Source organism: Desulfobulbus propionicus DSM 2032 (genome assembly GCF_000186885.1).
Lineage (GTDB): Bacteria > Desulfobacterota > Desulfobulbia > Desulfobulbales > Desulfobulbaceae > Desulfobulbus > Desulfobulbus propionicus.
Genome location: NC_014972.1, coordinates 1,880,100 through 1,903,062, shown reverse-complemented (window position 1 = coordinate 1,903,062; position 22,963 = coordinate 1,880,100). Strand labels below are relative to the sequence as shown.

Genomic DNA, 22,963 nt, shown 5'->3' with positions numbered 1-22,963 from the left:
GATAACAGCACGTTGCGGAACAGTCGGCACGGCCTATTCCGGATCCGGATCGAAGGTGTAGCCAACACCGTACACCGAACGGATCAGGTTGCACCCGGAACGCGCCAGATCCAGCTTGCGGCGCAATTTCTTGATGTGGCTGTCGATGGTCCGGTCGTTGACAATACGCTGATCGGGATACATGCCTTCCATCAGTTGCTCGCGGCTGTAGATTCGGCCCGGATGGGCAAGAAGAAAGGCCAGCAGTTTGAATTCAACCGCCGTGAGATCAAGATGGTGACCGTCAAGGCTGACCCGCATGGTCGATGCGTCGACCCTCAGCCCATGAGGGGCGGGGGTGCGGGCACTCGTGCGACGGAGCACCGCCTTGACACGGGCCACCACCTCGCGCGGACTAAAGGGTTTGCAGACATAGTCGTCCGCGCCCAGTTCCAGGCCGAGCAGCCGGTCGATCTCCTCGATGCGGGCGGTGACCATGATGATCGGCACGGTGGAAAAGGTTCGTATTTCCTTGCAGATTTCCATGCCGTCGCGACCGGGCAGCATCAGATCCAAAAGGATCAGATCGGGCCGATTGCCCCGCACCCACGCCACCACTCCCCTTCCCTCGCCCAGGCAATGGGTGGAGTAACCGGCGGCGTGGAGATAATCGGCCAGAATCGAGGCCAGACGCTGTTCGTCCTCAACCACGAGGATCCGTTGCATGGCCATCATCCGTTGGTTGGCAAGGTGATGCGTATTTCCAGGCCACCCAGATCGGAGTGCGCGGCCCGGATGGTTCCGCCATGGCCCTCGACAATCGATTTGCACAGGGCCAGGCCCAGGCCGGCGCCGCCGTGAGCCCGGCTGCGCGACCCCTCGACCCGGTACAGACGTTCAAATAGCCGCTCCAGGGCTTCGTCGGGCACGCCCGGGGCGGAATCACTCAACCGTAACAGTACGCAGCCCCCCTCCTCGGTGAGGCGCACCCGCAATGTACCGCCGGCATCGGTATAACGCAGTGCATTGTGCAACAGGTTGGCGAGCAGTTGACGCAGCCGCTCCGCGTCGGCAAACACGACCAGCGGCCGGTTGGGCTCGGTGTAGTCCAAGTGCAGGCGGTGGGCCTCGAACCGTTCCCGAAAGGCGAGAACAACCTGGGCAACCAGGGCGGTCAGGTCGAGCTGTTCCTTGCGATAGGTCAATGCCCCGATGTCGGCCAGTGCCAATTTGTACAGATCGTCGACCAACCGGCTGAGATGGAGGATCTCGCCATGGAGGTGTTCCATGGTCTGCGGCGTCCATTGACGAACACCGTCTTGAATGGCCTCGATCTCGGCACGCAGAACCGAGAGCGGGGTGCGCAATTCATGGGAGATATCCGCCACCCAGCGACGGCGCAACTGCTCGTTGCGATGCAAGGTCTGGGCAAGGCGGTTGAAATCACGGGCCAATTGGCCCAGTTCATCGCTGGTTTCAACGGGTACGCGGATGTCATAGTACCCCGAAGCCAGACGGTTGGTGGCTGCCGCCAGGGCGGTGATGCGCCGCACCAGCCGGCCCGCCAAGGGGATGGACAACAGGGCCGCGCCAGCGGCAATGCACAGGGCAATGACGATCAGGGCATGGTGCTGCTCGCGGACAAATTGGCGCACCCGGACATCGGCCAGGATACGCGGCGGGATCAGGCCAAGATAGCCGATCTTCCGCTCCCCGGTATTGAGAGGCAGCAGAAAGGGTGGCTGCGGCCAGGGCTCGGCCGGACCATATAGCCGATGCTTGTCGGCATCGAGCAACAGGACCCTGAGTTCGAAAATCTGTTCGCCCTTGGGCAAGGGAGGCGGGGGCGGTTCCAGCTGGAGCGAGGGGCCGTGCCCATCGACCAGCGCGCCCATGCGTTTATGGAGCTTGAACAGCGGGTGGTGCAGCGGTCTGCTGCCCGCGACCAGTTCCATCCAGGTCGTTGGCTCCTGCTCAAGAAAATTCCACTGCTTTTTTTCCGCGTAGAACTGCTCCAGGGTGCGGGCCAGGAGTTCCAGCCGCTCCTTCTCCACCAGATGGACATAGCGGAAGGCCCCGCGCTCAAAACTGATTCTGGTGACCACGAACATGCTGACGATGACGCAGCAGGCGGCGGCAAGAAAGGCGAAAAACAAACGGTAGCGAATACCGAGGGTCAAGGGTGTTTTCATCAAAAGTGCTCCTCCCGGCCTGTACCTACCACACCCCTGCCGACCACTTCCACCCTCTTTTCGCCCAATCACCGATTTCCTTTTTTCTTCCACATTTCTTGCACAATGACGGGGTAAGGTGGAGGCATTGTTGATCAATATGGGGGATTCGCCCCACCACCACTACCACATGGAGATTCATCATGGAACCGAAAGGATTGCTTGCAGCCGCAATGCTCATCGGCTTGCTGCTCACCGCGCCGAGTGTCGGCCTGGCGGCGGTCGACACCGATCAGGAAAGGCCGCAGAGGCGGGAACGTCCACAAGGGCCACCGCCGGAATTCTTCCAGGCATGCACGGACAAACAGGCCGGCGAGGCGGTGAGTATCGAAACCCCGCACGGTCACGTCATTGACGCGATCTGTACAGAAAGAGATGGCCGCCTGGTGGCCAAACCGCTGAATGACCCGCCGCCACCTCCGGACAAGGAACAGGAATGAGTTGAATCAATGCCGGAGGATGCCGTTCCCGTGAACCGCTGTTCTCCGGTTCACCGCACAAGACGCTGCCGTGCTCGATCCTGTCCATTGCCCGTTCGCGCTGTACGACCCGCACTGAACCGGTTGCGCCTTGTGTGCTCGTTCGCCCCATCCCTCACCACCATCATTAGCGAGGATACACATGCAACCCATCAATGGACTCAACCCAACCGACCGAATAACCAAACGCTCCTGGCAGATACAACGCAGCTGGCTGACCCCGTTCACCTTTGGCACCTTCATCTTCACCGCAGTGACCGGTATCCTGCTGTTTTTCAACATTCATGGTGGCCTGGTCAAGCCGGCGCACGAATGGATCAGCTGGCTGCTGGTCATCGCCGCCCTCCTGCATCTCGTGCATAATCGCCGCTCCTTCACCTCCACCCTTTCCCAGCCGCTGGCCAAGGTCGTCGTGGTCTTCTTTTTTCTGCTCCTGGGAGCCAGCGTGCTGCCCATGGGCATTGGGGACCAACAGCAACACAGACACCCGGCCGAAAGGATCACAGAGGCGCTGGTGCGGGCACCGCTGTCCACCGTGGCCAAGGTCGCCAATCGCTTGCCCGAGGAGACCGTTCAGCTCTTGTGGAACAAGGGGATACGAGCGCAGGGCACGGAGCAAAGCATTCAGGCGATCGCCGCGGAAAACCGTCAGGGAACGATGGAAATTTTATCGATCATTTTCCAGGGCCAAACCGCGACAACGCAGAAAAAAAGGGATCACATCTAGGCATTTCAGCCATTCTGCCCTATTGTGCAAAACGTCCGTGCGCTTCTCCACAGCTGGAGAAGCGCTTCAGCTCGCCTCTGCGCATCGAGGCTGGCCGTTTATCCGTCACTGATCAGACCTTGCCATGAAGACCCTACAGAAACGATCCCGCTGGCGTTATCTGCTGCCCGCCGCCCTGCTCGTGCTGGCGGTTGCCGGCGGAGCCTTGTATTATTTTGGCCGCGACAAACAGCCCGGCTACATGACCGCGCCCGTGTCCCGGGGCGACCTCGAAACCACGGTGCTGGCCAGCGGCACGGTGGAATCGGAAAACATGGTCAGTGTCGGCGCCCAGGTGTCCGGACAGCTCAAGTCGCTCAAGGTGGAACTGGGCGACACGGTCAAGGCCGGGCAGTTGGTGGCGGAGATCGACAGTTTGCCGCAGCAGAATACCCTGCGCACCCAAACCGCGGCGCTGGCAGCGGTGCGTGCCGAAAAGCAGGCCAAGGAGGCATCGCTGAAACAGGCGGAGCTGGCCTACAAACGTCAAAGCCTGATGCTGCGGGGTGATGCCGCTTCCCGCGAGGATTTCGAGGCCGCCGAGGCAACCTTGCAGGTGTTGCGGGCGGAAATCACCGCCCTGGACGCCCAGATCGAACAGGCCAAGATCGCCGTCGATACCGCCCAGCTTGATCTGGGCTATACCAAGATCAGCTCGCCCATCGACGGCGTGGTGGTGGCCATCGTCACCAAGGAAGGACAGACGGTCAACGCCAATCAGACCGCGCCGACCATCATCAAGGTGGCCCGACTCGACCGGATGACCATCAAGGTCGAGATTTCCGAGGCGGACGTGGTCCGGGTCCAACCGGGACAGCGGGTCTATTTCACCATCCTTGGCGAACCGGACCGTCAGTATCCAGCGGTGCTGCAATCCATCGAACCGGCGCCGGAGTCCATAGAAAACGACGATAGCACGTCCTCCAGTTCATCCGCCTCTTCCAGCTCATCGAGCACCGCCATTTATTACATGGGCATCCTGGAGGTGCCCAACCCCGACGGCAAGCTGCGCATCTCCATGACCACCCAGGTGAACATTGTCCTGGCCGAGGCCAAGAACGTGTTGACGATTCCCTCCGCCGCGTTGGGAACAAAGGACAAGGAGGGGCGCTATCAGGTGCGGGTCGAAACCGGACCCAACACCTTCAACGAACAGTGGGTGCAAATCGGCCTCAATAACAATGTCCAGGCCGAGGTGGTGGACGGGCTGACCGAGGGACAGCGGGTGGTGATCGGCGAGCAGGTCAGCGCGGCCGCGGCTCCAGCCACCACCATGCGACGGCGCGGCCCGATGCCGGGAATGATGTGATGGCCACGCCGCTGATCGAACTGCGGGGCGTCTGCCGCGACTATCCCTCCGGCGACGAGGTGCTGACCGTGCTCAAGTCCATCGACCTGACCATCGAGGCCGGCGAGATGGTGGCCATTGTCGGTACTTCCGGTTCGGGCAAGTCTACCCTGATGAACATCATCGGCTGCCTCGATCGGCCCAGCCGGGGCGTGTATCGGGTCAACGGTCAGGAAACCGGCCAACTTGCGCCGGACGAGCTGGCGTTTCTGCGCCGTGAGCATTTTGGTTTCATCTTTCAGCGCTACCACCTGCTGGGCAACCTCAACGCCCTGGCCAACGTCGAGATTCCGGCCATCTATGCCGGAATGAACAGCCGGGATCGCCTGGCACGGGCGGCGGCCCTGCTCACACGCCTGAACATGGCCGACCGCATGGAACACGTGCCGGGCAAGCTGTCCGGCGGCCAGCAGCAGCGGGTCTCCATCGCCCGAGCCCTGATGAACGGCGGCGCGGTGATTCTGGCCGACGAGCCCACCGGCGCCCTGGACACGGCCAGCGGCAACGAGGTGATGACCATCCTCAAGGAACTCAACGATGACGGCCATACGATCATCCTCGTGACCCATGATCTGCAGGTGGCTCAGCACGCCAACCGGATCATCGAACTGAGCGACGGGGCCATCGTCGCCGACCGGCGAATCAGGACGGACAGCAACAAAGGCGCCCATTCACCCAAGGCCGCGGGAGAATCCTCCCGGTGGCGGGCCCAGTGGGACCGATTTGCCGAGGCCTTTCACATGGCCACCCTGGCCATGGCCTCGCATCGGCTGCGCACCCTGCTGACCATGCTCGGCATCATCATCGGCATTGCCTCGGTAGTTTCGGTGGTGGCCCTGGGCGAGGGGTCCCGCCAGCGTATCCTCAAGGATATCAGCGCGATGGGCACCAACACCATCAGCATCTATCCGGGCAAGGATTTCGGCGACATGCGTTCGGGCAGAGTTCGCACCCTCATCCCCCGCGATGCGGATGCCCTGGCCCAACAGCCCTATGTGGACACCGTCACCCCGGTAGTCACCAAATCGGTCACCCTGATCCACCGCAGCGTCAGCGTCACCGCCCAGGTCAACGGGGTGGGCGAGCACTATTTCCGGGTACGCGGCATGGAACTGGCCGAGGGGCAGTTGTTTGACCGCGCCAGCGTGCGGGCGAGCGCCCAGGACGTGGTCATCGACCAGAACACCCGCCGCGCTCTGTTCGCCGACACCCCCAACGAGGTGTTGGGTCAGGTCATCATGCTGGGCAAGGTTCCCTGCCGGGTGATCGGGGTGACCAAGAAAATGGATTCCAATTTCGGCGACACCGACACGCTCAATCTGTGGGTTCCCTATACCACGGCCATGCATCGACTGACCGGCCAGCAGTATCTGCGCTCGATCACCGTGCGGGTGGCCGACAGCGTGTCGAGCGCGGTGGCCGAGCAAAGCGTGGTCAAACTGCTCACCCAGCGCCACGGAACCAAGGATTTTTTCGTATCCAACCTCGATTCCATCCGCCAGACCATTGAGAAAACCACCCAGACCATGACCCTGCTGATCTCTTCCATCGCCTTGATTTCACTGCTGGTAGGCGGCATCGGCGTGATGAACATCATGCTCGTTTCGGTGACCGAGCGCACCCAGGAGATCGGGGTACGCATGGCCGTGGGCGCCCGTCACAGCGACATCATGCAGCAGTTTCTCATTGAGGCGGTGTTGGTCTGCTTGCTCGGCGGCTTTCTCGGCATTGGCCTGGCGTTGGGCCTTGGGGTGGCGGTCACCTTTTCCGGCAGCGATTTCAAGCTGATCTATTCCACCAGTGCCATTGTCAGCGCCTTTCTCTGTTCAACCTTCATCGGCGTGCTGTTCGGATTTCTGCCGGCGCGCAATGCCGCCCGCCTCGATCCGGTGGTGGCCCTGTCGCGGGAGTGATTCCAATGCGTCCAATTTCTGGCAAATATTTCAGCACCGCGTTGGTGGTTCTTGTCCTGAGCGGCTGCGGTGCCCTGACCCACACCCCCTACACCACCCCCGAGGCGCGTCTGCCGGCCTCGTGGACGCATCGGTCCGAGGTCGGCAAAGTGTTGGCGGACCGTTGGTGGGAAGGGTTCGATGATCCGGTGCTCAACCAGCTGGTCGGCGAGGCGCTGCGGCGCAACAATGACCTGGCCGCGGCCACCGTGCTGGTGCGCAAGGCCGCACTCCAGGCGGAACTGGCGGACAGTGACCGGCTGCCAAGCCTGGCCGTGGGCGGCAGCACGGACTACAGCCGCAATCTGGGGGCGAAAAGCGGTGAAACCCGCACCGTTGCCGTCTCGGCCGCGGTTGGATATGAACTGGATCTGTGGAACAGGCTGGGCAGTACTTCTGACGCGGCCCGCTGGCAAGCGGTGGCCACGGACGAGGACCGCGCCAGCACGGCCCTCTCCCTGGTGGGCACGACCGCCTCGCTCTACTGGCAGATCGGCTATCTCAATCAACGCATCTCCCTGTCCGAGGCCAGCATCGCCTATGCCCGCCGTACCCTTGAACTGGTACGGGTGCAGAAGGCGGCGGGGGCAGTCACGACCCTGGAAATCCTGGAGGCAGAGCGCAGTCTGGCAAGTCAGGAGGCAAGCCACACCAGTCTCGTTCAGCAACGGGTCGAGGCCCGCAACAGTCTGGCCATCCTCTTTGACGGGCCGCCGCAAAGTCTGGCCATCCGTGAACCGCAAGACTTGACTACCGTCATCCTGCCGGGAGTGGAGGCCGGTCTGCCGGCCTCCCTGCTCGCCAGGCGGCCGGATCTGCGCGCCGCTGAAGCCCGGCTGCGATCGCTGCTGGCCAGCAGCGACGCCACCCGCGCTTCCTATTACCCGGCCATCAGCCTCAGCGGTTCCTTTGGCGGCAGCAGCGAGGAGCTTTCCCGTCTGTTGAGCAATCCTATTGCCGCCCTGGGGGCGGAACTGGCCCTGCCCTTTATCCAGTGGCGGGACATGCGCCGCACCATCAAGATTGCCGAGGCCGAATACGAACAGGCGGTGCTCGAATTTCGCCAGACGCTCTACCGTGCCCTGGCGGAGGTGGAGAACAGTCTCTCGGCCCGCCAGCAGTACCGGATGGAGGAAGAAAAACTGCAACAGACCCTGGCAGCGGCCAAGCGAACCGAAGAACTGTATCGAATCCGCTACCAGGCAGGAGGCAGCGCGCTCAAATCCTGGCTCGATGCCCAGGAAGACCGGCGGCAGGCGGAAATCAACCTGGCGGAGAACCGCTTCAATCAACTGCAAAACCATATTACCCTGGCCAAGGCCCTGGGCGGTGAAACCCGTCGGCCAGGGCAGTCCTCTTCCCATGCGGACGGTGCGGCGGAGCAATAGCCAGCACGAAGGTGGTGGTCAACCAACGAGAAACAGAACGGTGCCGCCCACCAGGACGAGGTGCAGCAGGTGACGGCTGGCACGCCGATAGCGCTGCTTGACCCGATGCCAGCCCCAGGCCAGGGGCAGCATCAGACTGACGAGCAGCAGGGCCATGCCCAGCGAGGCGACAAGGCTATACTGCTGCCCAACCCGCATCACCAATGACTTGCCCTCCCAGAACGGCCGGTAGAGGATCTGCAAATGGACGAAGTACACCATGAGCGATTCCCGGCTGGAGTAACGCAGCAGGGAAATACCCCGTGTCTTTCCGTGACACACCAAGTGACAAAGAGCCAGCAGCAGGAGAACGCAACCGAGCCGGCCGGTGAAAAACAGCAGATGGGGACGCTCGTCGACAATCCATCCCAGCTGGTCCTTGAGCACAAAGAGCAACGGCAGACTGACTGCGCTCAGTCCCGTGCCCAACAGGGCCATCCTCGCCACCCAGCGATTTTCGTCGCCCCTTTGCCGCGCGTCGAGAAACAGACGGCCGGCCAGCACCCCTGCGGCCATGAAGCCGAACCAGGGTAGCAGGGGAAAGAGCGTCGAGCCGAGGGGGCGAAGATAGGCGGCCACCCCGAACGGCAGCCAACCAAGATCGGTCCGGTAGACCCAAGGGGCCGGCAGCACCGCCAAACAGAGCAGCAGACCGATGGTCAGGGAAAAGGTTCGCTCATTGTTAGCCAGCAGGCGCGCGCCCAGAAGGATCGACAGGCCACAGGCGATGCACTGCAGCACATCGACGCTGAAAAACTGCCGCCACTGTTCAGGGGTGGCCAACTGGTGCCAATCGTGGAGCGAAAAGTACGGAATATGGAGCAGGTAGCCGGTCAGCCAGATCAGGCCGATCCGCCCCACGGTGCGCATCAGCGGCGGCCCGCCAGTGCCCAGCTCGTCACGGCAGCGTTCGTTGGCCAGGAGAAAGGCAAAACCGGCGACAAAGAGAAAGGCGGGGGCCACCAGGCCGTTGAGAAAATCGAGCAGACCAAACCAGGTAACCCGGCGGTATCCGGGCTGCATCAGGCTGTTGATCGTGTGCACCTCGATCATGACCATCATGGCCAGACCGCGCATCGCATCGACAAACAAAAACCGCCCCCTTTCTTCGCCCTGCCGACTGAGGGGAGCTGTCCCCGGACCAAAGGGCAGGTCAATCGGCGGCGCTGGTGGTTGAGGCGGCATGAGGAGATGAAGCCAACAAACGGCGAACAGCTTACCGCAACAGGGAAAGGATCCGCTGTTCAATTTCCGTACGAGGAACGGCGCCGACCAACTGATCGACCATCTGCCCTTCCTTGAAAAACAGCAGGGTCGGCACCCCGCGAATCTGAAATCGGGCCGCGGTCATCTGCTGGGTCGAGGTGTCGAGTTTGAACACCAGCAGCCGGCCGGCATACTCGCGGGCCAGTGCCTCGATGGTCGGGGCGATGGTCCGGCAGGGGCCGCAGGTGGGCGAATACAAATCAAGCAGGACCGGCAGGGGCGACCGTTCGATCCACTGATGGAATTGGGCGTCGAGGATCGGGTTGACCAGACCGGACACCGGCGCGCCGGCAAGCGACGTGCCGCACCGGCCGCATTTGGGGGTCAGGTGCTGCTTTTCCGGGGGAATTCTGTTTTTGGCCCCGCATCCGGGGCAGACGATCATGGTATTCACGGCAGGGCACTCCTTGCATGTTTATGCACATCACATAACCCGTTGTGCATCCGATCGCGGCAAAGGGAACGGACCACAATCCTTGTCTGTTCGGGCTAGTATAAGAACGACCCGAACCTTTTTCCAGGCTGTCGATAGGCAATAAAAAAGCCTGAGCATTAAGCCCAGGCTTTTTTTGACTAAGCATTGGTAAGCATTGTACCAGTGCATCATGTGTAAGTGGTCGGGAAGAGAGGATTCGAACCTCCGACCCCAGCGTCCCGAACGCTGTGCTCTACCAGACTGAGCCACTTCCCGATCCGTTTTGTGCCGCAGAAGATGTCGCCATCAAATGCGGCTACCCATTTAGCATGGTTTGTTCTTCGTGTCCAGCCCTTTTCATCGATTTTTTTTACTCTTCTCGACATGAACGGAATGTTCAGGAATCGCATGAACACGACAACCATGACCAGGCTGGGAAGGTACAAACAAAAACAGCTGACGACCGTCAGCTGTTTTTCACCCGTCGATGAAAAGGACCGTTAGTTGACAGCGTCAGACAGTTTGCTGCCCGGTTTGAACTTGGCGATCGTTTTGGAGGGGATTTCGATCATTGCACCGGTACGAGGATTTTTCGCTTTGCGTTCGGTGCGTTTGACGGTGGAAAATGTTCCGAAGCCAACCAGGGTTACCTTGTCTCCCTTGGCCAGTGCGTCAGAGACAGCCATAAGCATTCCATTCAGCGCTTTTTCGGCCGCGGCCTTACTGATTTCTGCCGCCTCCGCCATGGACTCAACCAGTTCCTTTTTATTCATTCTTCCCTCCCAGAGTTTTGACCATTGCCACAACAGCCAGGCTCTCGTTCCTGACGCGGCATCTGTTGACAACGCCGAAACTAAAATAAAAAAAGATTTCTTTGTCAAAGGAAAAAAAATGAGCGGATCAGGTGTAAAATGCGGGCACTCAAGGCTTTTCCGCCCCCTCCCCTTGTTTGCGCCCCTCTTGGAAAGACAGCGGTCAACCATCTTCATTTATTTGATTTCGCATGCTTTCATTTGAGTGAATTTCCCAATCGGCCAAGGAATCACCCAAAGAAGAGCATCGCCCTGGTCCATGACGCGCGTTCACGACCGCCCTCCCCTCCCCCGATTCAATCACACAGAGCAAAGTGATGGCTGCCTGTCTGCCGGTCATATTGGGAAGAATATTTCCAAATCCTGGTAAATTTGCGAGCTGTTCTCCTCCCTCTGCTTTGGTTTAGTGGGCCAACGAACGGCACCCCTGTTGGTCGAATTTGGCCAGCCGTTCCTGCACGATTCATGTTGCCACGGTATTTTTGACACAATGGAGGGTTGGATGATTGAAAAGAAAACACACCAGGCATTCGTTTGCTGCATGATGCTCTCCTGTCTGACAGCCATGCATGCGGCGGCTGCGGACAGCACAGTGACCGAACAGCCGCAAACGGAAAAGATGGGAGGACTGAGCGGCACGCCGGTCAACTCCGCCATCAGCGGCGGCGGACTGGTGCCCAAGGGGCTGCTGCTGAGCGCGTTGAATTTTTCCTATCGAGACAAGGATGACATCGTCGACGACGCCGGCTTTGGCGCCAGGACCATGGAGAGCGAACTGTACCTGCTCAAGCTGCGCTACGGCCTCACCGAGCGGGTCGAGATCGCCTTTGTGCCGGGATACATCAACAATCACCGCGACGCCTACGGCAACTTAGCTTCGGATCGCATCGATGGGCCGACAGATTTCGCCCTGGGCGCCTCCTACGCCATCATGTCCCAGCGGCTGGGCGATCCTCTGAGCCTGGCCGCCACCCTGGGCGTCAACATGCCCACCGGCCAGGAAGGCCCGGATCATCCGGTTGGCGGCGATGTCTGGTCCTACAATGCCAAGATCGGCGTCACCAAGGTCTGGCATCCCAAGCACCGGGTGGACTGGGACCTGGGCTTTGTGCAACCGACCGAAACCGGCAACCAGGGGGTGAAAAAGGATACCGCCTGGACCATGACCGGCAGCTACCATTACGTGTTCAATCCGCATTTCGACATCGGTCTGGAATTCACCGCTGAAAACTGCCGCTCGTGGGAACGCGCCGGCAGGGATATGAACAATGACGCCACTGAAGTGTATGTGGGCCCAACGGCCAACTATGTGATGCCGCAATGGAATATGTGGCTGGGCGCGGGTCTGTTTGTTCCGGTGGTGCGGGATTACGACGTGGCCACCGCCTCCGATGATATCCGCATCGAGATCAAGCTGGGGAAAATCTGGAGCTTTTGAGCCATAACACAACCGCCCGGCGATTGGGCCGGGCGGTTGTCAGAGTGCATGGTGCAGGGGGCGCGGCATGCAGGCAGTCCCTTGGAACGCCCCTCTCTCCTTCCTGCTCAAGCAGTCATTTGTTTGAGCAGGTTTTCTTTGCCTTCCGTCCGCCTCGACCGCCGATTCACTTGATGCCGTGTTCGACGGCAAAGCGCATCAATTCAGCTGAACTTTTCAGTCCCAAGATCTCCATCATGCTGTATTTATGAAACTCCACCGTGCGGGAGGAAATACCGAGCACGGCGGCGGCCTCCTTGACCGAAAGTCCCTCGGCAATCAACTGCAGCACCTCGCGCTGGCGTGCGGTCAGACGGGCAACCCCGCCCTCTTGGTCGCCGCTGGGCCGGTTGCGCTGGTAGTTGAGCAGTTCACCGGCCAGCAACGGCGTGATGTAGGTTCGTCCCTTGAGCGCGCTGCCGATGGCGACCAGCAGCTCCGACGGAGCCGAATGTTTGAGCACATATCCCGAGGCGCCGGCTTCGAAGGCACTGGCCGCGTAGGCGACATCGAGGTGCATGGTGAGAAAGACCACCGCGATTTCCTTGTTTTTCTTCTTGAGCTGCCGTACCGCCTCGATCCCGTTCAGCAGCGGCATGGAGACATCCGCCACCACCACGTCGGGCATGAGCCGGTCCGCCGCCTCAAGCAGGGCCCGGCCATCCTCGACGATGCCGACCAGTTGATAGTCCGGCTCCAGCAGGCCGCGCAGCCCCTCGGCCACCATGCGATGGTCATCAGCCAACAGTATTCTTGGTTTTTTCATACTCCACCCTCTGCAGGGGAATGGACAGTTCGATCACCGTTCCCTGTCCAGGTTCGGACTGGATGGTGAACTCGCCCTTGACGTATTGAACCCGCTCCCGCATGCTCGCCAGACCGATGCCCGGGGTGTGGCGGGCGCATTTGGGCTCGAAACCGGCCCCGTCGTCCTCGATGGTCGCCAGCAGATGATTGGCCGAGAGCTTGAGGGAAATATCGACGTGCCGGGCACGGGCGTGCTTGGCTATGTTGCGCAGACTTTCCTGGATCACCCGGTAGATGCACAGGGAGGTCTGGGGCGGAATATCGTCGGGGAGGGGCTCGAAATGACAATCCACCGGAATATTCTCGCGGTCGGCAAAATTGATACACAGGGAGTTGACCGCCCGCCCCAGGCCGAGATCCTTGAGAATTGCCGGGTGCAGTTCCCTGGAGATGGCGTGAATGTCATCGGAGAGCCTGATCAGCTGATCCTTGACGTGACCGATCTTTTCTCTGGCCGGAGGGTCGAGCTGCTGCGAGTGAATCTCCAGGGTCCCGGTCTCGATGGCCACCGCGGCCAGACGCTGGGCAAAATCGTCATGAAATTCGCGCGCCAAGCGGCTCAATTCCTCCTCCTGCGAGGAAATCAGACGTCCGGCCAGGGTTTGCAGTTCTCGCTGACTGGCACGCAACGCGGTCTCCGCCTTCTTTCTTTGGCGGAGATTGACCACCAATCCGATGATCAGCAGCGACTGCAAGGTGACCAGGGCCACGATGCCGATCAGCGAATACTTATATTGATCCCAGAGGGTTGCTTCACGAAAGAGGATTGTGCTCTTGGGTGGCAGGAGAGTGTCCGCGATGGCATGGCGGTTGAGCTGCCGCCAATCATAGAGGGTGCGCTGGGTGTTGACGCCGCTGAACGATCCAGCCTCGAAGGGCTGGCCTCCCAGGATACGCAAGGCCGCCTCGGCGGCCATCTTGCCCTCGAGGCGCAGGGAAATCAACGGACCGCCAACAATTCCATACCCCATATAGGATTCGTAGGGGCCGAAAATCGGCTTGTCAGTGACGGCGGCGATCGACTGCAGGACATTTTTGGGCACAAAACTGCGACCTTTGCCGTCGACGAAAAGGGTCGAGAAAAAAATGACCGCATCCCGCGGCAGCTTCTCGCACCGTTCCAGAATCTCTCCCAGCGAACGTCCGGTCAGATCAATCAGTTCCACATCCGGCCGCACGGTTTGCAGCGCCTCGCGCAGGGCAACGGCACGGGCCTGGTCGTTTTCAAAAGCTCCGGCCACCAGCACCGCCTGCTTGGTGGCGGGCTTGAACAGAAAGGCCGATTCCACCAGTTGCCGCGCCACCAGGGCGGGCTCGATGATACCACTGACCCGTCCGCCAAGCGGCGAGGCGAGCAAGGAATCCTTGAGCCGCTCGGGGATGGCGCACATCACCACCGGGATTTCCGGAAACAGTTGCTCCCCATATTCCATGAGAAACAAGGCAGCCGGGACGTCCACACAGATGAGCAGGGCAATCTGGCCATTGCTGTAGCGCTGATCAAGCAGGTCCGCCAAGGCCTGACGCTGGGGGGTATCACGAAAGCGGGAGAGATCGAGATACTCGGAAAAGAGCTGGACGGTCAAACGCCGCTCCGCGTTCAGCGCCTCCTGGATTCCCTGTTCCACCATTTCGGTGGCGGGAAAATCGCGCGGCTGCGAGTAGAGGATCACGACCCGTTTTTCATTGTCGCCAAGCGGCTGGGATTCTGCGGCCCGAAGGGGCGTTGGCCCGATGAGCAGCAGGGCGAGGAGGCAGGGGAGGATCGACAAACAGGCAAGGACGGTTGACGGCTGCGGTGTTCTCTCGGACATGGCCTCGTTGCTCCAGTATGGTGGAGAGCTGCAGTGCAACGTTACGCTATACTCCATGGTTTATAGCGTACAGGGAGGAGGGAGGAAATGGAAAAACGTCCCAATGGGGGAAAACATTGGCTGTGTCGATCACCGCTCGGGCGATCCATGACCACAACGCAATATCCGTTGGTCGCCGTTGCAGCGAAGCACGGCTGGTCTCACACTGGGGAAGAGGGAAACCGGTTCTGCGGACCGGTTTCCCTTGCATCGCTCTCATGTTGGCGGAGGGTTATTCGATTTCCTCCAGACTCTTGCCGCCGGTACGCTGGCCCCAGATGAGCAGCGGAATGACCGGCAGGAAGAAGAGGATGGCCACCGAAGTAAAGATGCCGGCGAACCCGTAGGAGGCATGGATCATGGGAATCAGCGGCTGGGAGGCGGACACCGACAGTCGGGCCAGGCCGTTGTGGAAACCGGTGGCGGTGTTGCGCATGCGGGTCGGGTAGCTCTCCGCTGTGTAGGAGAACAGGGTGAAGTTCAGCGCCATGTTGAAAACGGTCACCGCGAAGCCAAGGATGGTGAGCAGGATGAGGCTCTTCATGCCGCCGAAGATCAGCGCGGTGATCGCAGCCAGGACGCTGAGAACGGCCAGCGGCAGTTTGCGGCCGCCCAGGTCGGAGACCAGCGAATTGAGAAAACAGCCCACAGGCACGCCCACGCTGATGATGGTCATGGCGGTGAGGCTCTCCTTGACAGAGAAGCCAAGCATCTTGAGCAGTTGGGTGGTCCAGGTGGTCAGCAGGAAGCCGGCTGGGGTAATGCAGACGAACAGCAGCATGATCAACAAGGTGCGGCCGATGTACTTGCGGGTGAACATGCCGATGAGCACGTCGGTGACGGCGATCTTCGGTTGTACGTTTTTGGCGGCCTCGGACAGGTCGATATCCTTGCCGGTCAGGTAGGTGACAATCTCTTCGGCCTCCTTGATGCGGCCATGGGCCACCAGCCAGCGGGGCGACTCCTTGAGGTACTTGAGGCCGAGCACAAAAGGCACCACACCCAGGCCACCGGCATAGAAGATGAACCGCCAGGCTTCCTCGGCCATGGGAATGACCATCCGGCAGATGAGGGCGACCACCGGCACGGCGCAGAAGCCGATGGCAGCCACCCTCCCCTGCCACATGCCGCGGCTCTCGCAGGGCGCCATCTCGGCAATGTAGGCCTGGGAGGTGACCATCATGCAGAACACGCCAAAACCGGTCAACGCCCGGAAAAGGGTGAACACGACAAAGTCATTGGTGAAGCCGGTGATCACCGAGCTCACCGAGAAAATAACGATGGAGATGAGGAAGGTTGGCCGCCGGCCGATGAAGTCGGAAATGACGCCGCCGAGAAAGCCGCCCGAGGTCATGCCGATGAAGTACCAGAAAAGGATGGTGGCGATGTCGGTGGGTTTCAGGCCCCAGGACTGGGCAATGGCCGGAGCGGCGAAGCCGAAGTTCCAGTTGTCGAACTGCTCGAAGAAGTAGGCGGCCATGATGATGAAGAACAGGGTCGCATGGATGCCGCGGACGGGGATGCCGTCGAAGTAATTGTTGGCGAAACGCCCGGTCATGCCGGACTTGTCGCCCAGGCCGCAGGGGGTGGTGTCGTTCAGTTCGTGCTGCATGAGTTCCTCGCTCCTTGTTGTGGGGATCAAATCCGTGATCGATGCCGGGGCCGGCCACACCGGTCGGCTGTTCTGTGCGTGTCGGGCATTAAAAGAAAAAGCGGCCTTGCCAACAACTCGCAAACTTACGAGGTTTTGGACTTCATCTTACGAGGTGGGCGATCATGCGATGCCCAACAAGGGAAGCAGGGGCTGGGGCGAAGGGAACGGGGAGTGTGCCGGAGCAAGGGATGAGGCCGGCCAATTGATTGGGGATCGGGTGGGCAAGCGGCACGCACCACCGACAGCGGTGCGAAAACAGCTCGTGGTGGCGGTCGTTCGGAAAGCGTGCCGAGAAACTCGGCTTGGATGTGATGATCAGTCTCTGGTGTACACGCCGGATTCGACCAAATCACCTACGGCGGTATCGCTGAAGTACATCCACGCCGATACCTGCGATGCATCGGCATCAAGGACCACATCCACCAGCTCGCGGCAATTCCACACCGGATTGCCTTCAAACAGATCCAATGTCTCCAGCATGGAGGGGTGGATGGAGTAGACTTCGCCATGGATGTGGGTCACGGCCTGGCCCTTGATCACGTAGGGGACGACGTGCTTGTACATGGCGAATTTCCGGGCGGTATGACCGGCACCGATACAATAGGCTCCTTTCATCAGGGAATGATTGGGGAAGCCCTGTTTGAGCGTGCCATAGACAAAAAGGAACTGATTCATGCGTCTCTCCTCGTTCATTCTCCCGCGCACGCAGGCTCAACAAACAGTGCCGTGTACGGAACGCATGATACACCCGTATCGCAACAGGGCAACGCTATTTTACCGCATGTTTTTTTGACGGTTTTCTCACCCGCCTCCGCCTCTTCCCGGTCACCACTGGTTGTGGCGGCAAACAAAACACCCCGGCACTGCGCAAGGCGCGGAAGAGCGGTTGTGTTTGCCGCGATCCCGCGCCCGGCCGGTAACCGGGGTGATCTCTTCTGCCCGGGGGCAGGAGGTGAGGCTACGCTATGATCATGAACAGCAGATGGTCACCCCGGTCTGGTACTTCTTGTCATTGATGATCAACTTGACCTTGAACACCCCGCTGAGGCCCAGCTTGCTCACATGCATCTTGATGTCCCGCTCGTCCTTTTCCAGAAAGGCGCCGGAGCACATCGCCAGATGCCAGGTGGCCGAGGTATTGAGGAAGTAGTTGTGGCTCTCCTTCTCGTTCTCCAGACAGAGCATGGCCAGGGTGCCCTTCTCGAACCGGCCGTGGAAGACGAACCGGTCCTCGTCTTCCTCGATGAAGATGTTATGAAAAGAGGACGGCAGGGTAAATACCTCCTCCGCCTCGGGCACGGTGTCGAACTCTTCGGTCACTTCCAGGCTGCCGAGCAACTTGCCGTCGCCGAGCACCAGGTTGTCGCCGCCGTGGTAGAGCGGCAGTTTCTCGGCCCGGTAGAAGTTGCCTTCGGTTTCCAGCTGGTAGAGGACCACGCCGTCTTTTTCCTCGACGGTGATCGAGCGCAGTTCCACGTTCGGGGCGTCGGCGTTGAGGAAGGGTCCGAGCGCCTTGGCGGCGTAGCCGTCCTCGCGGCCAATGCCGCCGGAATGGATCATGTAGTGCCCCTCGTCATAGTACTCGACGTTGCAGATGTAGGGGCTGAAGAACTCCTGGCCGCGCTCCTTGCCGTACTGCCAGATCTGCTCGATCTCCATCTTGTCGGTGTCGATGCGGTAGCGGACGCCGCGGGAGAAGTTGTTGCGGTTCTCGATGTAGTTCTCCTTGGACTTGGCGCGGTACTGGCCGTTGTCGAAGCACATCACGTCGCCGTTCGGGCAGACCACGCAGGCGTGCTGCTCGTACTGCCAGTCGAATTTGGACAGGTCGCCCACCGGCTTGAAGAAGTACTTGTCGACCATGTCTTGCGGCCAGCCTTCCGGGTCGCCGATGATCCAGTTGAGCTTGCCGGTCTCGTAGTCGAGGTTGATCACCGCGTCCTGATGCCGGCCGGACAGGGTCAGGCTGTGGGTGCGCTTGTCGTACCAGACGGCGTTGTTGTGGAACCAGTCATGGGCGTCCTGCGAGCCGGAGCCGGCCACGTCCATGGGCAGTGCATCGCGGTAGTCCCAGGTTTTGAGGATCTCGCCGGTGTTGCGGTCGAGCAGCACGCACATGTCCTCCACCGTGTCGCGGAAGAAGTCCTGGGTGAGGGCGAGGAGGTTGCCGTCCTCCATCTCGAAGTGGTCGTGGTGGTAGTTGCCCGGCATGCGGTATTCCTTGTAGATCTTGCCCAAGAGGTTGATCTCGATCAGACCGGTGCAGTTGTAGGGCATGTGGCAGAAGCGGCTGGAGCCGGTGACGATGTTGCCGTTTCGCACCCGCTTGATGTCGAACATGGTGTTCTCGGTGAGCATCCAGCGGATATCGCCCTTGTAATCGTAGGCGACGGGCAGATTCTTGCCGGCCGGGGTGAGGAACATGAGGTTGTCGCCGAGATAGTCGAGCGAGGCCTGGATGTTGAGGCAGCGGCACACGTCGCCGGGCAGCTTGCCGGTCTGGATGGTCAGGGTGGTGGTTTCGCCGCCCGGCAGGCTGACGGTCACGGTGTTGGCGAAGTCCTCGTAGAGGCCGAGCACGGGCAGGATGTGCTCGGTGGCCGCCTTGAAGGTGTGGGTGAGGTTCTCGCGCTCATAGCGTTTGCCGTGGACGGTGAGGGTCGGGGCCACGGGAGTCGGGGTGGTGAACAGCACCAGGGCGCAGAGCGGATTGATCAGGTAGGGGTTGACCACCACCTTGGGCTGCCCGAAGGTTGGCTGCTCGGTCTGGAAGGCGGCGAGAAATTCTTTTTCGGCGCGATTCTGGCGGGTGATGAGGTGATCCTCGCTGATATAACGGACTTTTGTGCTCATGACAGGCTCCTTGTCAGGCGATCGCTTCGATCGCTTTGATGATGGCGGGTTTTTGCTTGAGGCCTTCCAGGCGGCTGGCCTCGGTGCCGTCCTTGAAGAACAGCATGGTGGGAAAGCCCTTGACGCCGAGGCGTTCCTTCAGGTCCCGATTCTCGTCGAAATCGATGATGTAGATGGGGAACTCGGGCTTCTGCTTGGCTATGTCCTTGAGGACGAAGGAGAGCATCTTGCACGGCCCGCAGGTCTTGGAATAGAACTCGATCAGCTTGGGGGCGGCGTGATCGAGCGACTCGTACTCTTTTTCGGTGATTTCGGTGATCATGGCTGGTTGCTCCTTGGCTATGGGGAAAGAGGTCACTGTTTAAGGGATTCGACGTAGGAGGCTGCGCTGTTGGCCGCCACCGCGCCATCGGAACAGGCGGTGACGATCTGGCGCAGATGTTTGACGGTGATGTCGCCGGCACCGAAGATGCCCGGGACCTTGGTGCGCATGCGGGCATCGGTTTCGATGCAGCCGGTGCGGTCGACGATGCCGAGCTTGGCAAAGGCCTGGGAAGAGGCTTGAAAGCCGATGTACTCGAACACGCCGTCACAGGACACGTAGCGCTCGGTGGCGTCTTCCTTGGTCGATTTGAAGCGCACGCCGGTGAGACGGTCCTCGCCGGTGAACTCCAGCACTTCCTGATAAGGGTAAATGGTGACGTTGGCCATCCTGCGCAGCTGGTCGCAGGCCTTGGGGTCGGCGGTCAGGTCGAACATGGTGACGATGGTCAACTTGGTGCAGATGCCGGCCAGGTAGATGGACTCCTCGACCGCCGAGTTGCCGCCGCCGATGACCACCACCTCCTTGTCGCGATACTGGGCGCCGTCGCAGATGGCGCACCAGCTGATGCCGGAGCCGGCCCACTGATCCTCGCCGGGCACGCCGAGCCGCCGGGGCACGGTACCGGTGGCGAGAATGACCGCCCGCGCTTGGTAGACGGTGTTGTCCTCTTCACAGGTGAGGGTCTTGAGCGGACCGCCGTTGCTGATGTCGATCACAGTCTTGTAGTCGAATTCCACCCCCAATTCCTGAGTGTGTTCGAACATCTTGATCGCCAGCTCGGCGCCGCTCAGTTTACCGGCACCGGTGTAGTTTTCGATCTCGTTGGTGTTGATCATCTGTCCGCCCGGTGAGAGCCGATCGAGCATCAAGACCCTCATGTTGGCCCGGATGGCATAGATGGCCGCGGTCATGCCGGCAGGCCCGGCGCCGACGATGACGACATCGTAGATATTCTCCATGAATTGCCTCCCTGACCGCCTGCGCGGCCAAAAATCGTGTGATGGAAGTGTCCCCTGTGACACGGGGATATCTTGAGACCTGTCTGCGGGTCATTCTCGCCGGCTGCAGATAGGTGCGCCTTTGTTCGTGGTGGTCATTTAAAGAAAAAGGGACCTGGTCAACAACTCGCAAAATTACGAGGTTTCGCGCTTAATTTTTCGAGGAAGAAAAGAAAACCAAGGCTGGCGCAATGTGGACTCCCCGTTGGATCTGAGCGATTCTCGTTTTTGCCTGTACACACATTCAACGAAATACGATCTAAAGGGCCGCCGTGGAATGAGCGGTTTGCGAGGAGCTGGAAAGACGGATGACGGGGATGCGCAAAGAACCCCTATGAGGAAACCCTGTCCAGCGGGACGGGGTGGTCTGTGGTTGAGGCGATTGGGGCTTTCTGTACGCCCCGCGACGAAAGGATTGATCCTGACGGTTTGCTTGTCTGCCGGTCACGGTCCACATGGACCGACAACGGTGGGCGTGATCGGCGCTTCCCCTCTCTGGAGGTGCGGTGAAAGAAAGCGCCGAATCCGAAAAAGAGCGGGCGAAAAACGGGGAGCACTCCCGCTCCCCCGGGCGTTACGCCGCGCCGTTCACCTGGATCGGTTTTGCGTTCCTAGCCAATATTGTAAAAAGGATTGACATGGTCCCGTTTGGCACACGATTTCTCGGTGAACTCTATCTCTTTCACCCCCTCGATATCCTTGATCATTCCTTCAATCTTCGTCCGCAGGCCTTCATCCGAGCGCAGGACTTCGCCGATGTTGCACAGCGTGATGACGCCGTCGTGGGCCTGCACCTCGATCATCAGGGAGAAGTTTACCAGCATGGCATGGATTTTCGCGCACAAGACCTGATCGTCAAGGATCCGCTGCGCTTCGGCGGTTGTCTGAAACACCGGTTTTTTCACGGTTTCCATGATCAAGTCCGCCGCGTCGTCGACGGTTAACTTGTCAATCAACAAAACAATGTCGTACAACCGACTGTCCCAGGTATCGATGCCGTACAACTTGAGTCCCCACCGACGGCGCTCCTCGTCATCGGTTCGCAGCCGATGTTCGGCGTCCTGCCGTGATACCTGATCCCGCCGCATGACTTCCTTGACCCGGTCTTCCATGCTGGCCAGGATGCGCACCTTGAGGACATGGGGGATCGACCGGAGAAAATACTGCCCGGCCAAACCATGATAAATGACATTGTCTTTTTGCACATGTTTGAGCAAGGCGTACTGGTAATAACTGATATACCGCTCCTTGCCGTGGCGGAAGCGTTCCAGGATGGAAGGTGAATCGTGGATGGCGCGAACAAGGCTGATTTCGGGGATATTGAACTCTTCGGATGCTTCCAGAAGAATCTCCCGGGAAACGCAGTCGTAATGTAACTTCCGGGCCAGCTGTTCAGCGACGTCCTTGCCTCGGCTGTACGAACCGCGTGAGATGGTGACAATAGGCATAAAATCTCTCCATTGTAAAGGGAATGGGAAAACCGACTGAGCGCCCGGTCAGGAATGATCGTAAACAAACGGTCAATCGGCTCGACACCGGTGGTGACACTTTACAGGGCATCCGCAATTACGCGCCGTGCACCCTTCTCAAGGTACGCACGGCGAGCGGTTCACCCGCGCGGGTGTCCCCACCGCGCCTCCTTCCATCAAGGATTCAATACCATAGTTGCCCGCGCCAACCAAGATTGCAACCCCTATTTTAGGGGGTGGCCATTGGCTCGGCCACGTTTCGCACCATCAACATCGGGCAGGCAGCGGCAAGGCGCAGCAACTCGGCGTGGTCCACGGCCTTGCCATCGAGTGTGGCCACCGTCGGCGGTTGAAATAACGCCTCCCGCATGGCGGCAAAATCGTGCAGCGCCTTGCCGGACACTAGAAATCCCATGCTCAGCAGATCCTGCACCCGGTCGGTGGCAATGGAGTTGAACAGTTTGAGGGTGATAAAACCCGAATCGGTGGCAACGGAGGACTTGGTTGTCGCTGGCCGACTGCGCAGGCTGCCATGCACGCCCTGGCGGCGAAAAATGGCCCCGGCCAGACCGGGCATGGCGGCAGACAGCGCCAGGGTGGAACCTGGACCGAGATCGCGGTCCAGGCTGTCGGCCGCCACGCCGTTGATGAAAATGGTCTGCACCGTGTTTTCGATGTAATCAGCGCTGAAACCGGGCAGGGCAAGAAGAAAGGGCAGAACGGCCGCCGGCCGCTCCACCGGAAAGAGGATGCCGTGCTGCAGGAGGGAAGCGAATCCGGTCAGTGCGGAGGGCGGTAAGGCCAGGGTCAGTTGCGGATAGGAAGGGGAAGTACACATGATGCGCTCAATAA

Annotated in this window: 20 protein-coding genes and 1 tRNA gene; 6 read left to right on the top strand and 15 right to left on the bottom strand. The window is 60.2% G+C overall.

The window, feature by feature from the left end; all coding sequences use genetic code 11:
* Nucleotides 1–33: 33 nt before the first annotated feature.
* The gene (locus DESPR_RS08270) at nucleotides 34–705 is read right to left on the bottom strand and encodes a response regulator (protein ID WP_015724350.1); all 672 of its coding nucleotides are present in this window, start codon (nucleotides 703–705) and stop codon (nucleotides 34–36) included.
* 5 nt (nucleotides 706–710) lie between these two features.
* On the bottom strand, nucleotides 711–2,171 hold the full coding sequence (locus DESPR_RS08265) for an ATP-binding protein (protein WP_015724349.1): 1,461 nt from the start codon (nucleotides 2,169–2,171) through the stop codon (nucleotides 711–713).
* Nucleotides 2,172–2,353: 182 nt separating this feature from the next.
* Between DESPR_RS08265 and DESPR_RS08260 the strand changes: the two genes are divergently transcribed.
* From DESPR_RS08260 to DESPR_RS08240, 5 genes are all read left to right on the top strand, one after another.
* Nucleotides 2,354–2,650, top strand: coding sequence for a hypothetical protein (locus DESPR_RS08260; protein WP_015724348.1), 297 nt, complete (start codon nucleotides 2,354–2,356; stop codon nucleotides 2,648–2,650).
* A gap of 181 nt (nucleotides 2,651–2,831) precedes the next feature.
* The gene (locus tag DESPR_RS17225; RefSeq protein ID WP_015724347.1) at nucleotides 2,832–3,416 is read left to right on the top strand and encodes a DUF4405 domain-containing protein; all 585 of its coding nucleotides are present in this window, start codon (nucleotides 2,832–2,834) and stop codon (nucleotides 3,414–3,416) included.
* A 124-nt stretch (nucleotides 3,417–3,540) separates the two neighbouring features.
* Nucleotides 3,541–4,764, top strand: coding sequence for an efflux RND transporter periplasmic adaptor subunit (locus tag DESPR_RS08250; protein ID WP_015724346.1), 1,224 nt, complete (start codon nucleotides 3,541–3,543; stop codon nucleotides 4,762–4,764).
* Nucleotides 4,764–6,716, top strand: coding sequence for a MacB family efflux pump subunit (locus DESPR_RS08245; RefSeq protein ID WP_015724345.1), 1,953 nt, complete (start codon nucleotides 4,764–4,766; stop codon nucleotides 6,714–6,716). The genes DESPR_RS08250 and DESPR_RS08245 overlap by 1 nt, the downstream gene beginning before the upstream one ends.
* A 5-nt stretch (nucleotides 6,717–6,721) precedes the next feature.
* Complete coding sequence (locus tag DESPR_RS08240; RefSeq protein ID WP_015724344.1) at nucleotides 6,722–8,143, top strand: efflux transporter outer membrane subunit; 1,422 nt, start codon at nucleotides 6,722–6,724, stop codon at nucleotides 8,141–8,143.
* An 18-nt stretch (nucleotides 8,144–8,161) separates the two neighbouring features.
* Here the strand turns inward: DESPR_RS08240 and DESPR_RS08235 are convergent, their stop codons facing one another.
* From DESPR_RS08235 to DESPR_RS08215, 4 genes are all read right to left on the bottom strand, one after another.
* Entirely contained in the window at nucleotides 8,162–9,367 is a 1,206-nt protein-coding gene (locus DESPR_RS08235) for a heparan-alpha-glucosaminide N-acetyltransferase domain-containing protein (protein WP_015724343.1), read from the bottom strand.
* A gap of 31 nt (nucleotides 9,368–9,398) precedes the next feature.
* Nucleotides 9,399–9,833 (bottom strand): thioredoxin domain-containing protein, encoded by a 435-nt coding sequence (locus DESPR_RS08230; protein ID WP_043770913.1) that lies wholly within the window; start codon nucleotides 9,831–9,833, stop codon nucleotides 9,399–9,401.
* Between the two features lie 229 nt (nucleotides 9,834–10,062).
* Nucleotides 10,063–10,139: transfer RNA gene (locus DESPR_RS08225), tRNA-Pro, on the bottom strand.
* Nucleotides 10,140–10,363: 224 nt separating this feature from the next.
* Nucleotides 10,364–10,636, bottom strand: coding sequence for an HU family DNA-binding protein (locus tag DESPR_RS08215; RefSeq protein ID WP_015724341.1), 273 nt, complete (start codon nucleotides 10,634–10,636; stop codon nucleotides 10,364–10,366).
* Nucleotides 10,637–11,177: 541 nt separating this feature from the next.
* Here DESPR_RS08215 and DESPR_RS08210 point away from each other — a divergent pair.
* A complete protein-coding gene (locus tag DESPR_RS08210; protein WP_015724340.1) occupies nucleotides 11,178–12,113 on the top strand; it encodes a transporter in 936 nt (311 codons plus the stop codon).
* Between the two features lie 166 nt (nucleotides 12,114–12,279).
* On the opposite strand, the gene DESPR_RS08205 is transcribed toward DESPR_RS08210, so the two are convergent.
* The 9 genes from DESPR_RS08205 to DESPR_RS17220 all read right to left on the bottom strand — a co-directional run bounded on the left by DESPR_RS08205 (nucleotide 12,280) and on the right by DESPR_RS17220 (nucleotide 22,949).
* Nucleotides 12,280–12,918, bottom strand: coding sequence for a response regulator (locus DESPR_RS08205; RefSeq protein WP_015724339.1), 639 nt, complete (start codon nucleotides 12,916–12,918; stop codon nucleotides 12,280–12,282).
* Nucleotides 12,890–14,773 (bottom strand): sensor histidine kinase, encoded by a 1,884-nt coding sequence (locus DESPR_RS08200; protein WP_015724338.1) that lies wholly within the window; start codon nucleotides 14,771–14,773, stop codon nucleotides 12,890–12,892. Before DESPR_RS08200 ends, DESPR_RS08205 begins: the two co-directional genes overlap by 29 nt.
* Nucleotides 14,774–15,044: 271 nt before the next feature.
* On the bottom strand, nucleotides 15,045–16,424 hold the full coding sequence (locus DESPR_RS08195) for an MFS transporter (RefSeq protein ID WP_015724337.1): 1,380 nt from the start codon (nucleotides 16,422–16,424) through the stop codon (nucleotides 15,045–15,047).
* Between the two features lie 357 nt (nucleotides 16,425–16,781).
* A complete protein-coding gene (locus DESPR_RS08190; RefSeq protein WP_015724336.1) occupies nucleotides 16,782–17,141 on the bottom strand; it encodes a gamma-glutamylcyclotransferase family protein in 360 nt (119 codons plus the stop codon).
* Nucleotides 17,142–17,435: 294 nt separating this feature from the next.
* A complete protein-coding gene (locus tag DESPR_RS08185; RefSeq protein WP_015724335.1) occupies nucleotides 17,436–19,319 on the bottom strand; it encodes an aryl-sulfate sulfotransferase in 1,884 nt (627 codons plus the stop codon).
* Between the two features lie 13 nt (nucleotides 19,320–19,332).
* Nucleotides 19,333–19,641, bottom strand: a complete 309-nt coding sequence (locus DESPR_RS08180) for a thioredoxin family protein (protein WP_015724334.1) — start codon at nucleotides 19,639–19,641, stop codon at nucleotides 19,333–19,335.
* Between the two features lie 32 nt (nucleotides 19,642–19,673).
* Entirely contained in the window at nucleotides 19,674–20,603 is a 930-nt protein-coding gene (locus DESPR_RS08175) for an NAD(P)/FAD-dependent oxidoreductase (protein WP_015724333.1), read from the bottom strand.
* 650 nt (nucleotides 20,604–21,253) lie between these two features.
* Nucleotides 21,254–22,090 (bottom strand): cytidylate kinase-like family protein, encoded by an 837-nt coding sequence (locus DESPR_RS08170; protein WP_015724332.1) that lies wholly within the window; start codon nucleotides 22,088–22,090, stop codon nucleotides 21,254–21,256.
* A gap of 250 nt (nucleotides 22,091–22,340) precedes the next feature.
* Nucleotides 22,341–22,949 (bottom strand): hypothetical protein, encoded by a 609-nt coding sequence (locus tag DESPR_RS17220; protein ID WP_015724331.1) that lies wholly within the window; start codon nucleotides 22,947–22,949, stop codon nucleotides 22,341–22,343.
* Nucleotides 22,950–22,963 lie beyond the last annotated feature (14 nt).

Bases quoted from the DNA above. Each gene is read 5' to 3' on its own strand.
- DESPR_RS17225 (WP_015724347.1), top strand. From the start codon at position 2,832: ATGCAACCCATCAATGGACTCAACCCAACCGACCGAATAACCAAACGC.
- DESPR_RS08210 (WP_015724340.1), top strand. From the start codon at position 11,178: ATGATTGAAAAGAAAACACACCAGGCATTCGTTTGCTGCATGATGCTC.
- DESPR_RS08250 (WP_015724346.1), top strand. From the start codon at position 3,541: ATGAAGACCCTACAGAAACGATCCCGCTGGCGTTATCTGCTGCCCGCC.
- DESPR_RS08245 (WP_015724345.1), top strand. From the start codon at position 4,764: ATGGCCACGCCGCTGATCGAACTGCGGGGCGTCTGCCGCGACTATCCC.
- DESPR_RS08270 (WP_015724350.1), bottom strand. From the start codon at position 705: ATGCAACGGATCCTCGTGGTTGAGGACGAACAGCGTCTGGCCTCGATT.
- DESPR_RS08240 (WP_015724344.1), top strand. From the start codon at position 6,722: ATGCGTCCAATTTCTGGCAAATATTTCAGCACCGCGTTGGTGGTTCTT.
- DESPR_RS08180 (WP_015724334.1), bottom strand. From the start codon at position 19,641: ATGATCACCGAAATCACCGAAAAAGAGTACGAGTCGCTCGATCACGCC.
- DESPR_RS08260 (WP_015724348.1), top strand. From the start codon at position 2,354: ATGGAACCGAAAGGATTGCTTGCAGCCGCAATGCTCATCGGCTTGCTG.
- DESPR_RS08215 (WP_015724341.1), bottom strand. From the start codon at position 10,636: ATGAATAAAAAGGAACTGGTTGAGTCCATGGCGGAGGCGGCAGAAATC.
- DESPR_RS08265 (WP_015724349.1), bottom strand. From the start codon at position 2,171: ATGAAAACACCCTTGACCCTCGGTATTCGCTACCGTTTGTTTTTCGCC.
- DESPR_RS08235 (WP_015724343.1), bottom strand. From the start codon at position 9,367: ATGCCGCCTCAACCACCAGCGCCGCCGATTGACCTGCCCTTTGGTCCG.
- DESPR_RS08205 (WP_015724339.1), bottom strand. From the start codon at position 12,918: ATGAAAAAACCAAGAATACTGTTGGCTGATGACCATCGCATGGTGGCC.
- DESPR_RS17220 (WP_015724331.1), bottom strand. From the start codon at position 22,949: ATGTGTACTTCCCCTTCCTATCCGCAACTGACCCTGGCCTTACCGCCC.
- DESPR_RS08175 (WP_015724333.1), bottom strand. From the start codon at position 20,603: ATGGAGAATATCTACGATGTCGTCATCGTCGGCGCCGGGCCTGCCGGC.
- DESPR_RS08185 (WP_015724335.1), bottom strand. From the start codon at position 19,319: ATGAGCACAAAAGTCCGTTATATCAGCGAGGATCACCTCATCACCCGC.
- DESPR_RS08190 (WP_015724336.1), bottom strand. From the start codon at position 17,141: ATGAATCAGTTCCTTTTTGTCTATGGCACGCTCAAACAGGGCTTCCCC.
- DESPR_RS08200 (WP_015724338.1), bottom strand. From the start codon at position 14,773: ATGTCCGAGAGAACACCGCAGCCGTCAACCGTCCTTGCCTGTTTGTCG.
- DESPR_RS08195 (WP_015724337.1), bottom strand. From the start codon at position 16,424: ATGCAGCACGAACTGAACGACACCACCCCCTGCGGCCTGGGCGACAAG.
- DESPR_RS08230 (WP_043770913.1), bottom strand. From the start codon at position 9,833: ATGATCGTCTGCCCCGGATGCGGGGCCAAAAACAGAATTCCCCCGGAA.
- DESPR_RS08170 (WP_015724332.1), bottom strand. From the start codon at position 22,090: ATGCCTATTGTCACCATCTCACGCGGTTCGTACAGCCGAGGCAAGGAC.